9 protein-coding genes are annotated in these 13422 nt (G+C 59.2%); 5 read left to right on the top strand and 4 right to left on the bottom strand.

Annotated elements, in window-relative coordinates; genetic code table 11:
• The first annotated feature begins 628 nt into the window (after positions 1 to 628).
• From AXG89_RS40775 to AXG89_RS44025, 3 genes are all read left to right on the top strand, one after another.
• Positions 629 to 1531: a hypothetical protein gene (locus AXG89_RS40775; RefSeq protein ID WP_236873645.1), complete on the top strand. Its 903-nt coding sequence runs from the start codon at positions 629 to 631 to the stop codon at positions 1529 to 1531.
• Between the two features lie 451 nt (positions 1532 to 1982).
• Positions 1983 to 3569: a methyl-accepting chemotaxis protein gene (locus AXG89_RS40770; protein ID WP_083637571.1), complete on the top strand. Its 1587-nt coding sequence runs from the start codon at positions 1983 to 1985 to the stop codon at positions 3567 to 3569.
• Positions 3570 to 3715: 146 nt separating this feature from the next.
• Positions 3716 to 6604, top strand: coding sequence for a bifunctional diguanylate cyclase/phosphodiesterase (locus tag AXG89_RS44025; RefSeq protein ID WP_236873644.1), 2889 nt, complete (start codon positions 3716 to 3718; stop codon positions 6602 to 6604).
• A 67-nt stretch (positions 6605 to 6671) separates the two neighbouring features.
• Here AXG89_RS44025 and AXG89_RS40750 read toward each other — a convergent pair whose 3' ends face one another.
• Positions 6672 to 7325 (bottom strand): ureidoglycolate lyase, encoded by a 654-nt coding sequence (locus AXG89_RS40750; protein WP_075357478.1) that lies wholly within the window; start codon positions 7323 to 7325, stop codon positions 6672 to 6674.
• Between the two features lie 251 nt (positions 7326 to 7576).
• Between AXG89_RS40750 and AXG89_RS40745 the strand changes: the two genes are divergently transcribed.
• Positions 7577 to 9781, top strand: coding sequence for a TonB-dependent siderophore receptor (locus AXG89_RS40745; RefSeq protein ID WP_083637625.1), 2205 nt, complete (start codon positions 7577 to 7579; stop codon positions 9779 to 9781).
• 135 nt (positions 9782 to 9916) lie between these two features.
• Here AXG89_RS40745 and AXG89_RS40740 read toward each other — a convergent pair whose 3' ends face one another.
• The 3 genes from AXG89_RS40740 to AXG89_RS40730 form a co-directional block, all read right to left on the bottom strand.
• On the bottom strand, positions 9917 to 10639 hold the full coding sequence (locus AXG89_RS40740; RefSeq protein WP_083637574.1) for a MipA/OmpV family protein: 723 nt from the start codon (positions 10637 to 10639) through the stop codon (positions 9917 to 9919).
• A gap of 65 nt (positions 10640 to 10704) precedes the next feature.
• On the bottom strand, positions 10705 to 11586 hold the full coding sequence (locus AXG89_RS40735) for an alpha/beta hydrolase (RefSeq protein ID WP_075357480.1): 882 nt from the start codon (positions 11584 to 11586) through the stop codon (positions 10705 to 10707).
• Between the two features lie 2 nt (positions 11587 to 11588).
• A complete protein-coding gene (locus AXG89_RS40730) occupies positions 11589 to 12386 on the bottom strand; it encodes a DUF4118 domain-containing protein (RefSeq protein WP_075357481.1) in 798 nt (265 codons plus the stop codon).
• A 218-nt stretch (positions 12387 to 12604) separates the two neighbouring features.
• Between AXG89_RS40730 and AXG89_RS40725 the strand changes: the two genes are divergently transcribed.
• Positions 12605 to 13411: an alpha/beta hydrolase gene (locus tag AXG89_RS40725; RefSeq protein WP_075357482.1), complete on the top strand. Its 807-nt coding sequence runs from the start codon at positions 12605 to 12607 to the stop codon at positions 13409 to 13411.
• The last annotated feature ends 11 nt before the right edge of the window (positions 13412 to 13422 follow it).

Genomic DNA, 13422 nt, shown 5'->3' with positions numbered 1-13422 from the left:
GCTCATTAAACGGTTGGATTAAAGCTGGACAGTCTGTTCGAGCGTTACTTTCTTTTAGCAGTGGCGGGTGCGGCAATCGTTTGCGGCATGTTAAAGAGCAGCGAATCAGTAATTAGTACGGCCGCAGACTAGTTGAAAAAATATTTTCGAGGTCCGTCCATAATAGGGCTCGAGAACGACATTTCCAGCACGACTGCCAGATCGTCGCGCAATCAAGCGAAGCCGGCGTTGGGTGATATTCGCTGCCTGACTTTTACGTGGTTGCGAATCTCAGCCACCAAATCGCTTGAAAAGTGCCGACCGAGGAATGATGAGCGCGGCCGGAGAGGTTCATTCGTTCGCCAGGGCCGCTCCGCTGATTCCGTGTCCTTAATCAGTGGCTAGCGATTTGCCGCATTTGAAAACCCGAGCCGCTAAAGTCCGGAGGCTATAGCGCCGTTAGAGCGGAGAGTTTCGCAATTGCATGTGCCTTTCGGATGTAATAAAGGGAGACTTTTCGTTACGTGATCAGCAGTAGTCCGTTTGCAATGAGATCAGCGAATGCGCCCGTTCGGTAAGCAGATCAGCGCAGGGCCAAAGCGTCTTCGCGCTGTATAGATGTCCGCGATTAGTTCGGTAACCTAATCGATTGGTCGATTTAAAAGATACTTGTGCTTTGTACGTTTGCCTAAAGTTTTCCGGATATGTTCCGTTAATTTATTGTCGATGTGCCTTCGACGACGCCAGCTTGTGCCCTTCTGAAAAACCTAACAATAAACTCATGAAACTGCTCTCAAAGCTCATGTTGCTGACGCTGCCCATACTTGCTGCCTGCGGCGGCGGTGGCGGCGACAGCAAGACCTGCACGACCGACCTTGCCAATCTACAAAAGTCGTGCGTCGCCAACCCTTCACACGCATTGCCTGAAGGTTTCTGGTACGGCTCCGTGAATTCGGCGCAGTCGGTCGCGGCGCAAACCATCGTCCTGGAGTCAGGGCAGTATTACAGCATCTACACGCAGAACGGCTCGTTTATCTGGTTGATCGAGGGCATCATGACCGCGACCGATGGCGCGTTCACTGATTCTGCAACGGTCGGCTTCCATACATTCGGAGCGATTCGCGCCGGCACGTTATCAGGTAATTTCACCGACAAGAGCGCACTCACTGCGACGACGAGTCTTTTCGTCAGTCCGGATACGACAGCCACGAGTTTCAACGGCAACTACAACGCGACGTACGATACACCGATCGCCGTCAGCGACGTTGCACGCACCTGGAGCAGCGGCGCGGGGGTCTCGCCAATCTCCACAATCACGGTGGCCGCAGATGGTACTGCAACGGGTTCGCAAAATGCATGCACGTTTACCGGCAGCTTCAAACCGCGCTCGACTGGCAAACATCTGCTGGACGGTACGCTTAATTTCACGGGTCTGTCGTGCGCTCTCAACAACGAATCGATGCCCGTTGAAGCGACCGTAGTAAATGGGCTGCTCACGGTTGTTGGCGTCACGCCGCAACGCGACCAGGCGTTCTTTTTATCTGCTCAGTAAAGTCGATTCGATATCGATGAAATGGCGGAATGCCTGCATTCCGCCATTTTTTTATCCATGACCGCTCGTTGACAACGAAGTTCGCAACCTCACCCGGCCGATTGGTATTGCGGCGTGTGATTCGGCGTTCGCGTCGATCGAAATAACCATTCGATCCGCAAGCTTGCGTCGTAAGCAGCGATTGCCTCCGCATGGGTCAAGTAACAAGGCAACGCATGCGCTGTCCGCATGGGCGGGGCTGCAAGCACCAGGACTTCTCACGCAAATAAAATCGCCAGCAAACGTTTGTATTTCCTGCACAACATTTGTCGACACTAAAGTTGGCGTGGCAGGCCCCGTTAAGTAAAGCAATGTGCAGTACATTCGCTTTCGTTCTCTTGCACGACGAAGGCTGGCCATTAACGTCGCGAACAGGACTTAATTTCTCGTGACGCACCCAATACACGAAAAAATGAATCTCCAACGTATGCAAGTAAAAACGAAGCTGGCAACCGGCTTCGGCGCGCTCACCGGCGCAGTACTGATCGTTGCGGCATTATCGGTTCAATCGCTCAGTGCATCGAACCAGCGGTTCGAATCCTTTGTGAACGGGATCAACACCCGGGCGAACATTGCGGAAAGAATTCGTACCGCCGTCGACCGGCGAGCGATTGCCGCGCGCAATCTCGTGCTTGTCACCAAGCCTGCTGATCTCGAGATCGAAAAGGCCGCGGTCATCCAGGCTCACGAAGACGTCCAGCGCAATCTCCGAAACTTCGACAACCTGGTAGCGGGCGCGAAGGACGTGACGCCCGAAGTGCGTGCACGCGTCGAAGAGATCAATCGGGTTGAATCGTTATATGGTCCCGTCGCACTTGCCATTGTCGATCTCGCGCTCAAGGGCAGGCATGATGAAGCGATTGCGAAGATGAACGACGAGTGCCGCCCGTTACTCGCAGCGCTTGTCAAGGCAACGCAGGACTATTCCGATATGACAAGTCAGCGCGAAGCAATGCTCGTGCGTGAGTCAGCTCAACACTACGCGATATCGCGCTTGTTGCTGATCGCTGCCTGTGTGGCAGCGGCCCTGTCGGCGGCGATTGCAGGTGCGGTCATCACACGCAGCATCCTGCGCGCTCTGGGTGCCGAGCCCGATACATTGAGCGAGGTGGTGCAGCGGGTTGCAAGCGGTGACCTGAGTGCCGTTGCGGGCGCGGACAAGGCGCCCCCGACAAGCGTGCTTGCTTCAATGAGCACGATGCAAACCAAGCTCGTCGAACTCATCGCCAACGTGCGGGCATCAGCCGACAGCATTGCCACTGGATCGAATCAGATCGCAGCAGGAAACGCGGATCTTTCGACTCGTACTGAAGAACAGGCCGCTTCGCTCGAAGAGACGGCATCGAACGTTGAGGAGCTCACGTCGACGGTTCGGCAGAACGCCGAGCATGCGCACCAGGCACGAGCGCTTTCGTCGACGGCCACTACTGTCGCGCACCAGAGCAATACGGCCGTGAACCGAATGGTTGCGACCATGTCGGAGATCAGCGTGCGCTCGGAAAAGATCGCGGATATTACCGGCATCATCGAAGGTATCGCATTCCAGACCAACATTCTTGCGTTGAATGCAGCCGTCGAAGCCGCCCGCGCTGGAGAAGAGGGGCGTGGTTTCGCCGTCGTGGCAGCGGAAGTACGTACCTTGGCGCAACGCTCATCCAGCGCGGCAAAGGAGATCAAGGAATTGATCGAGGCGTCGGTGGGCTGCATCTCGGAAGGCTCGTCGCTTGCTGGAGAAGCGGGCATGACCGTGGCGCAGGTACTGGAAACGGTCTCGAAGGTCAGCGATATCGTGGGTGAAATCGCAACGGCATCGAACGAGCAAAGCAATGGTATCGAGCAATTGAGCCAGACGATTTCGCAAATGGATCAGGTGACGCAGCAGAACGCCGCCCTGGTCGAAGAAGCGGCGGCGGCATCGCAATCGCTCGATGCCCAAGGCCGTCGGTTGACACAAGCGGTTTCGCTGTTTCGTCTGACTCAGAACACGGCAACGGCGTAGCCCGGTCGGTGCATCGATGCATGAAGAGTTCTAAAATCAAGACCATGCTGAGTGCTGAACTGTCTGCTAACGTACATCGAACCGTTTAGCGGGACCAAAGACCCACAATGCAATCACACACGAGCGAGCAAGATTCAAGGAACCATGTGGCCTGTCTTCAAGGCAGCCTCTTGAATGCCGGCGATGACGTCTACCGACGCCTGGTAGAAGGCATAACGGATTACGCAATCTACATGCTGGATGTGGACGGTATGGTCGTCACCTGGAACGCCGGCGCCCAGAAAGCCAAAGGCTACGCAGCGAGCGAAATCGTCGGACGGCACTTCTCCTGCTTCTATTCAGTCGACGAACGGCTCGACGATCTGCCGGGGCGCAATCTCGAAACCGCGCGCACCACAGGCAAGTATGAAGCCGAGGGATGGCGGGTGCGCAAGGACGGCGCCCGTTTCTGGGCGCATGTGGTTATCGACGCGCTGCGCGACCCCAATGGACGTCTGTTCGGTTTTGCGAAGATCACGCGCGACTTCACCGAACAGCGACGCATGCGTGACCACGCCATCGATCACGAACGGCGCTTCCGCTATCTCGTGCAAAGTGTGACCGACTATGCGATCTACATGCTGGATACGGACGGCATCGTGTCCAACTGGAACGCGGGTGCCAAGCGCACGAAGGGCTATTCGGCGGACGAGATCGTTGGCCAGCATTTCAGTTGTTTCTATACGCCCGAGGATCGTGATGCCGGGCTGCCGGCGCGCAGCCTCGCCAAGTCGCTTCACGACGGACGGTTCGAGACTGAAGGTTGGCGAGTGCGCAAGGACGGCACGCGCTTTTGGGCGCACGTCGTGATCGACCCGATTTTTGACGATGATGGTGAGCTCTTCGGCTTCGCGAAGGTGACGCGCGATCGTACGGAAGCGCGTGCGCTTCAGGAGCAGACGCGCGATCACGAGCGGCGCTTTCGCTTGTTGATTGAAGGGGTGACCGACTACGCCATTTACATGCTGGATATCAATGGCATCGTCTCGAACTGGAACGCCGGGGCGCAGCGCGCAAAGGGTTACGTGGCGTCCGAAATCGTGGGCAAGCATTTCTCCTGCTTTTACGATCCGGCCGACCGCGAGCTGGGATTGCCGCAAGCCGGGCTGGAGACAGCGCGCACGCAGGGCAAGTTCGAGGCGCAAGGTTGGCGGGTCCGCAAGGACGGCACGAAGTTCTGGGCGCATGTCCTCATTCAAGCGATCTACGACGATGACAACCAGCTATTCGGCTTTGCCAAGATCACGCGCGACTGCACCGATCAGCGCGAGACAGCGCTTGCGCTTGAGCAAACGACCCGCAATCTGGACCTCGCACTCGACAACATGGTGCAGGGCCTCAGCCTCTTCAACAAGCGCGGACGGCTGGTGTTGTGCAACGGCCAGTTCGCCCGCATCCTGTCCATTCCAGCCGACAGCCTGCCTGGCGGCATATCCTTGCGCACTTTGCTGCGCCGCGTTTGCGAGCATGGCCATGCGCCAATAGGCGAAACAGCGGCGACGATCACCGACTTGCCCCGCAAGCTGTTACGCGCCACGGAACCGGGGCAGACTCAGAAACACATCGAGTTCCAGCATCGGGGACGAAGTATCGGGGTGGTGACACGACTGCTTTCGCACGGTGGATGGGTCTCGACCATCGAGGATGTCACCGAGCGCAGGGTCGCAGAGCAACGCATCAGTTACCTTGCACATCACGACCATCTGACTGATCTGCCAAATCGCGTCACCTTCCAGGCACGGCTCCAGCAGCTAGCCGGCACGTGTTCGGAAGACCGTCCCTTTGCGCTGCTGTATCTCGATCTGGATCGCTTCAAGGTAGTCAACGACACGTTGGGTCATCACGCGGGCGATGAACTGCTGAAAGCGGTCTCTCAGCGCCTGTGTGCGTCGCTGCGAGCGAGCGACCAGCTTGCTCGTCTGAGCGGTGACGAATTCACCATCCTCCAGGCCGCCAGCCAATCCCCGGAAGACGCAGCGTCTCTCGCCGAGCGTTGCATTGCCAGACTGGCTGCGCCGTTCGATATAGCGGGCAACGAGATCAATGTTGGCGTGAGTATCGGCATAGTCCACTGCACGAACGCCGGCACCGATGCGAGTATCGTGTTGCAGCAAGCTGATCTTGCGCTCTACAAGGCCAAGCGTGAAGGCCGCAATTGTTATCGGCTATACGAACGGGGCATGAACGATCCGCTTCGTCTGCGCAACGAGCTCGAAGACGAGCTGCGCAGAAGCCTGCGTGCAGACGAACTGGCGGTGCACTATCAACCAATCGTCGACGCCCAGACAGGTCAGATCACCGCGTGCGAGGCGCTATTGCGCTGGAATCACGTGCGGCGCGGAAACATGTCGCCAGTCGAATTCATTCCCATCGCTGAAGAGCGGGGGCTCATGCCCGAACTCGGCGCATGGGTTTTGATGAGAGCGTGCCGCGATGCATCGCAATGGCCGGCGCATATCCGGCTCAGCGTGAACGTCTCGCCGGCTCAGTTGCTGTACGAGGACTTCACGGGGACGGTCCAGCGCTCACTCAGCGTGTCGGGGCTGCAGCCGCATCGTCTGGAACTCGAGATCACCGAGACCGCTCTGCTGGAATCGGCGGCCGCGCCGCGTTGCATCCTCGACGAGATTCGCGCGCTGGGTGTCGGGGTTGCGATGGACGACTTCGGTACCGGATATTCTTCGCTCAGCATGCTGCAGAGCTTTCCCTTTACGCGCGTCAAGATTGACCGTGGTTTCGTCAGCGGCCTGGGCCAGAACCCGAAATCGGCAGCGATCGTACGCGCGGTCAGCGGGCTGTGCAGAAGCTTGAGCATTCCGATCATTGCCGAAGGTGTCGAGACGGAAGAACAGAGGCAGGCGCTTTTGCATGAGCATTGCGCAGAGTTGCAAGGCTTCCTCATCGCGCGGCCGGCGCCGGTTCACGCTTTATTGAACTGGTTCGAGGACTCGCCTCTAGACGCCATGCGACGCAGTCTCGTGGATCACCAGCTTTGAATCAGCGCGTCGTCTCGGCCGCGGATGCTTCGATGAGCACGGAACGCAGGATCTCGACTGCGAACCTTCATAAGTCCTTGAGAATCGGCGCCTCGAGAAGGCAGCTGAACTCGCGAGCAAAATCGACAGAGACGCGGGCATGGACCGCACCCTGTTTATCGAAAAATCGCTGTGTTCCTGCAAGAGCGAACACACCTTCGTGCCAGACGTTCGGGTGGATGTAGAGACCCTGCTGCCCGTCGAAGCGAAAGCAGACAAATTTCTCTGGTGCAATGTCATCGCCCGGCAAGGCCAATGGAACGTAGAACGGACGATGGTCGAGAGGGAAAAACAGTTGGCCGCCGTCCGGGTGGTAGTTCGCGTGCCAGAGCAGCATCTCTCCCGGGGCATTGGCACTGTCGTCGCGAGCTTCTTCAGGTTCCGTCGCGTACGCGAGGATGTAGTTGCCGCTTACAGCCTCGTTTCGACCATAGAGAATGTCTCCGCGCCATTCGCTCACGAACGTCCCTTCGGTGGTGCCTGCTTCGTCCCCCGTTCCAGCGTCAATGGGCCGTGTCCCGGTTGCGGGCCACTGCACGATCTCGATCGAGCACTCGCCCGGGTCGTTCACAAGCTTGCCAAACCCATCGAGCGCGGCAGGGGTGGCGTCGACTACAGGCATCGACACGCGTCGCAGCCCTCGGGGAAGGGCGGGGTTGAGGTAATCGATCACTTTGGGCATTGCGACAGCTTATCCGAGCAAAAAACCTGTTGCTGGTACTCGGACAAGAGAGCGTGCGCACAATTACTTTTGTATATAAATCTGTAATTTTCGAGTGTACCCAGATGGCTGGAGCTTTCGCATTCCGGACGTTCATCGAAGTTTTAAAGGAGATTTTCCGACAAAATTCTTTCTAATAATATTGAGAATCATTATCGTTAACGATACGATGCCGCAAATTGTAAACGTTCGTTTAACGAGGAATGCATTCGATGAAGGCCGAGAAGCGCGACCATCTGCGCACCTGCTACAGACCCGTCGCGGTTGCGCTGACGCTGGTATTTGCATCGGTCGCGCAGGCAATTGCGGATGAAACTGCAAACGCTGGAGCGCCCACCGCGGCCTCCGCCCCAGACGCGGAAGGTGCGCTTCCAGCAGTCAGGGTAACCGCAGGCCGTGTCAACGGAAGCGAGCCCGAGCGCGGTTACCAGGGACGGCGGGCATCGGTCGCGACGCGTACCGACACGCCCCTGGTCGACGTACCGCAGGCAGTCAACGTGGTCACATCGCAGTCGATCCAGGATCGCGCGCCGGATAGCCTCGCTGAGGCGCTCGAAACCGTGCCGGGCGTGCGCATGGGCAACACGCTCGGCGGTACGCTCGACGCCCTCGTCAAGCGTGGTTTCGGGGACAACCGCGACAACTCGATTCTTCGCGATGGCCTGCAGTCCGTGCAGCCCCGCAACTTCACGCCGACGACCGAACGCATTGAAGTGCTGAAAGGCCCGGCGTCGATGCTTTATGGTATTCAGGACCCGGGCGGTCTCATCAACGTCGTCACCAAGAAGCCGCAACTGGAACGCGCCAATTCGGTCTCCGGGTTTGCAAGCAGCTACGGCGGCGGTGGCGCGCAGGCGGATCTGACCGGGCCGATCGGCACCTCGGGCCTCGCGTACCGGTTCATTGCCGATCACCAGAACGTGGATTACTGGCGCAACTTCGGCTACAACCGGCAAGACACCATTGCGCCGTCGCTTGCATGGTATGGACGCGATACAAGCGTGCTCGTGCAGTACGAGCACATGAACTACTCTGTGCCGATCGACCGCGGGACGATCATCGATACGCGTACGGGCAACCCGGTGTCGGTATCGCCAAAAGAGCGGTTCGACGAAAACTACAACATCTCCGCGGGCCGCTCCGACGCGCTCAACGTACGGGTCGATCGCAAACTGAGTCAGGACTGGACCGTGCACGCGGGGTACGGCTGGAACCGCACGTACTACAACGATCAGCAGGCGCGCGTGCTGACTCCGAATTTCACGACCGGCATTCTTACCCGACGGGTCGATTCCACGCAAAACGGTGTGCAGTCCACGCACAATTTCACGTTGAATCTCGAGGGCAAGGTCACGTGGTTCGGATTGCGAAACGATATCCTGACCGGCTTCGACTACATGCGCAATTACCGCGTGCTGGCGGATTTGTATCGTGGCAAGAACAACTCCACGTTCAACATGTACTCGCCGGTCTACGGCACGCTGCCGGCCACTAACACGTTGTCTCCGGCTGACAGCGACCAGACCGACAAGCTGATTGAGCGCGGCGCATTCATCCAGGACGCGATACATTTCGGCGACCGGTGGATTCTCCTTGGCGGCGTGCGTTATGACGACTTCCAGGAACTGACAGGCAAGGGCAGGCCGTTTGTTGTCGGGTCCACGCAAAGCGACAGCAAGTTCGTGCCGCATGCCGGTCTTGTCTACAAGGTCACGCCGGAATGGTCCACGTATGCGAGCTACAGCGAATCGTTCAGGCCGAATACGTCGATCGCGGCGCCTATCGGCACGTTGCCGCCTGAGCAGGGTCTTGCATACGAGATCGGCACAAAGCTCGAAACCAACCGCATCACCGGCACCGTTGCGCTCTTCGACATCCGCAAGAAAAACATCCAGACCACGCAGACCATCAACGGCGTCAACTTCGTGCGCAACGCAGGCCATGCGCGCTCGCGTGGCCTGGAAATCGATGTGAACGGTCAACTCACGGATCGCTGGAGCGTGATCGCGAGCTACGCGGCGACCGAAGCGCGCTACAAGGACGATCCGCTCGTGGGCGGCAACCCGTTGCCCAACACCCCCAAGCATGAAGGCGCGTTTTATCTCGCGCGCGATTTCGGCAACGTCGGGTTCGGACCTGCAAGCGGGCGCGTGCGCGCAGGGGCGGGCGTGCGCGTGTTCAGCAGCATGGCGGTCGGCGATGGCACCGGCAAGGTGTATCAGTTACCGTGGGGTCATGTCGCCGATGCGTTCGTATCATGGAATTCGCATATCTTCGGGCAGTACATCGACTGGCAACTCAACGCGCGCAACATCTTCAACTCCACGTATTACACGGGCAGTTGCTGCACGGGCACGCCGTTCATCAACATCGGCGAAAGCCGGCAAGTGATTGTCACGGCCAAGCTGGATTTTTGAGCATGAAGCGCATTGCGTTTGCGCCGCTGCTCACTTATGGCCGCGTGCAAAAGGGCTTCGCCCCGCTGTCCGCCGCCGATTTCGAACGCGAACGCGAGCGGCTTGCGGGTATGTGGACGCACTTCGTCACGGGTGCTAGAAGCGGTAGAGCACCGACGCCATGCCGTTGAGGTCGAGCCGGCGCTCTGTGATCGGACTGCCGGCGGCGTATCGCTCGAGGCGTCCCACAACTGCCGCGACGTTCGCCGACCAGTGCGGACTGATCTTGTACGTTGCGTTCACGTTGAAGTGAACATCGCGCAAGCCTGAAGCAGTGTCGTAATGCGGCAATCCCGATGCCGCGCTTTCCTGCGGCGAGATGCCGAACAAGGTACGTGTATAGGTCGCATTCGCCCAGGTGAGGCCGGGGCCCATTGAAAGAAGCAAGTTGCCGACAGGCGCCGATATGAACAGATCGCCCATCGCGGTCAGGCCCTGTCCGGTTCCCGCAATGTCCTGATAGACCGCCGCCGCGCCGGTGAACGCCCACCACGTGTAATCGGCGAAGAGCCGCAGCTTCGGTCCGTAGTGCACATCGGGCAGGCCCCTGAGCCGCGCATCGTCGGAGGATGATCTTGACTGGAAGTCGAAGCTCATCGACATGCCGACATGATAATTCTCGCTTCGCAGCACATTGACACCAAGCACATCCGGACCCTGCGAAAACAAGCGGTCCCGCCACGAAATGTCCTGCACGAGGAAGGGCAGCACTTGAAGCTGCGAGGAACCCGGAAACTTCGGGAACAGATACACGCCTGGTCCGACCGAGATCTTCCAGTCGCTGTCGGCCGGCGTTTCATCGGCGTGCGCGAATCCCATCGTGCAACACGCAAGTGCCGCTGCGAGCGCGGTGCAATGGCGACTAATCGATGCCTTGCGGGTCCTCACGCTTTCCCCGCAACGGTCGCCAACTGCCTCAATCGCCGCGCAAGCGCGCGTGAAACGACGGGCGTCGGATTGTTGCTCGACACTGATGCCGCTGCGCTTTCGCGCAGAAAGAGCGCGCACTCCCGGGCGACGACCTCGCGTTCGTTGTCCGATGTGATCATATGGTAGGAGTCATCGAGCCAGATGGTGCGAAGAAACGACGCCCCGACGTTCGCCGCGACAAAGCGCGCGTTGTGCGGGCTCGACGTCTCGTCGTCAATCGCGTGAATGATGAGGCAATCGGCATTGATGGTTTTCAGCTTCTTGCGCACCGAGCCCGCCAGCCGGCTTGCTTCGTGAAGCGCAGGCAGCGCTATGGATGCAGGCCCGACTTCGCTGATTTCGCCCCTTTGCATCGCCCGCGCGATCTTCGAGCGCAACGCTTCGTTGCGCAGGCCGTAGGGCTTATGCTCGCGATACCGATAGCGCGAGCGCATCGGGGTGTAATAGGCGTAGTCGAGCAGGAATCGATACCAGGGAATAGCCCAGCCGTCGTAATTGAGCGTGATCGACAGCAACAGCAAGGCGCGTGCGGCCGGGCGCTGCTGCGCCACGGCGGCGGCCAGCGTCGCGCCCATGGAGAGTCCGCAGACCGATACGTGCTGGTGCTGCGCGGCGAGCGCATCGAATTCGGCAACCGCTGCACTGATCCACTGCTCCATCGGCACGTGTCCCGTGCCCGCACTGTAGCCAGGCAGTTCCGGCGTGTGCGTCACGAAGCCTTCTTCGGTCAGAAGGCGTGCAAGAAACCGCAATTCAGACGCGGAACTCGACAGCCCGTGCAGCAGCAGCACAGCGTGATCGTTGCTCCGGGCGGGGAGACCTTGAGGCGCGTTCATGGTCAGTCTTCCGCCCGGAGGATGAGAAAATCGCCGGACGGCGTGGTGAAGCGTTCGCACATACATTCGACTGCCCGCCAATCCTCGGCTCCAGACAGAAAACGCATGCGGTGGTGACCCGGCACCAGCCGGTCGCTTACACGGGCAAGATCTTCCTGGTGCACTTGCGAATGCCTGGCGCCGTAGGCAATGCCTGCACGGAACGATGCGTCGTCGGTCGTGCCACCGGGCGTCGAGCTTACCGCGGCCGCGACGAAACTGCTGGGCGGTGCGCTTGTTGCTGGATCGAGCGCCTTGATGAGTATGAGCGAGCGGGTGTGCTGCGCGATGTGATGCAGCATGCGATGCATTTCGTCCGTGGCGCGACGCACGAGCAGGCGTTCGTTATCGCCGCGCAGCAGCATCTCATAGCGGGAGTGCGCCACTGCTGCCAGCATCTCGGCGCGATACTGTGCGCGCCTCAGGCGCTCGACCAGTGTAATGACCACCATGGTAATGAGCGGGTACGAGACCAGCAGCCGGATATCCGACGCGTCGATGATGTCAATGCGTCCGTACGGCGGTACGAACAGATAATCTGCGAGACACAGCCCCGCCAGCATCACGCAGATTGCAGGCGCGAGGCCACAGTAATACTCCACGAGCACGGCGGTGATAAGAAAAGCAGTCCCGGGCATGATCGGGCCGAGCAGCGGGTGAAGAATCAATCGGACGACGGCTGCGGTACATAGTGCGGCTGTCGCGATCATCCATCGTTTGCGGCCGCGCGGAGCCCATCGTCGAGAATTCCTGACTTCCATTCGATTCTTTTTCCGCTACGAGATAACGTTCGCCTATCTAACGGCTGTTATGCAAAACACTTTAATTACGTGACCTGCTGCGTCTCAAGATTCCGATAAAACAGTACCGCTACAAATGCAGTGTGTTCGCAACCGGGGCATTGCGGATGGTGCATCGGGTAGGGGATTGTACTTATACTGGCCGGGACCTTCATGAAAACTACCGCGCGAGACATGGCATGCGCCTGCTTGACTATACCCTACGCTTTGCTGTCGCTGCCTACCTGACGGCGGCGCTGGCGTTGTATCTGATGCAGGATCGCTTGCTGCTGCCCTCCACGCCCGACGCAGCCGATCTGCGCACGGTCTCGCTTGCGGGCGAGCGCATCGATGTGTGGAAGGCGGGCGGCGAGTACGCGGGTTACGTGATCACGCCAGCGGGGCAAGCACCGCGCGGTACTTTTATCGTTTATCACGGCAACGAAGAGTCGGCGGAGACCAAGTTGCCGCTCGCCGACGTATTCGTTCGCGCCGGGTATCGTGTTGTCATTGCAGAGTACCCTGGGCATGGCAGGCGACAAGGCGAGCGCACCATGAAGGCAGCGGTCGCCGCTTCGCGCGAAGTCTTTGCGGCTGCGCGTGCGCAATGGCGCGCACCGGTTTATCTGGTAGGGGAATCGCTGGGCGCGGGCATGGCTTCGCAAGTGGTGAAGGGCAACGAGTCGTCAGTCGCGGGCGTCGTTCTGATTACGCCCTGGGATTCGCTTGCCGACGTGGCCGGGGAGAAGTATCCGATTTTCCCGGTGAAGTGGATGCTGCACGACAGATTCGATTCGGTCGCAGCCGTAGCGCGTTACGCGGGGCCGCTCGTCATCGTCGGTGCGCAGCAGGACACGCTGATTCCGGTCGCGCACGCACAACGTTTTGCGAGCGAACACGACCGTGCGCGGCTCATGCTGTTGCCCACCGCCGATCACGACACCTGGATGGGCGCCATGAGGCCGCAGGACTGGCGACGTATCCTGCAATGGCTGAACGCCGCATGACGGTGCGCCTG

This window comes from Burkholderia sp. PAMC 26561 (assembly GCF_001557535.2).
In the GTDB taxonomy this organism is placed as follows: domain Bacteria; phylum Pseudomonadota; class Gammaproteobacteria; order Burkholderiales; family Burkholderiaceae; genus Caballeronia.
The sequence above is the reverse complement of the archived record's forward strand: the minus strand, read 5'-3'. Positions and strand labels throughout refer to the sequence as shown.

Coding starts and splice junctions, on each gene's coding strand:
- AXG89_RS40770 (WP_083637571.1), top strand. CDS start 1,983: ATGAATCTCCAACGTATGCAAGTAAAAACGAAGCTGGCAACCGGCTTC.
- AXG89_RS40750 (WP_075357478.1), bottom strand. CDS start 7,325: ATGCCCAAAGTGATCGATTACCTCAACCCCGCCCTTCCCCGAGGGCTG.
- AXG89_RS40745 (WP_083637625.1), top strand. CDS start 7,577: ATGAAGGCCGAGAAGCGCGACCATCTGCGCACCTGCTACAGACCCGTC.
- AXG89_RS40740 (WP_083637574.1), bottom strand. CDS start 10,639: ATGGGATTCGCGCACGCCGATGAAACGCCGGCCGACAGCGACTGGAAG.
- AXG89_RS40735 (WP_075357480.1), bottom strand. CDS start 11,586: ATGAACGCGCCTCAAGGTCTCCCCGCCCGGAGCAACGATCACGCTGTG.
- AXG89_RS40730 (WP_075357481.1), bottom strand. CDS start 12,386: ATGGAAGTCAGGAATTCTCGACGATGGGCTCCGCGCGGCCGCAAACGA.
- AXG89_RS40725 (WP_075357482.1), top strand. CDS start 12,605: ATGCGCCTGCTTGACTATACCCTACGCTTTGCTGTCGCTGCCTACCTG.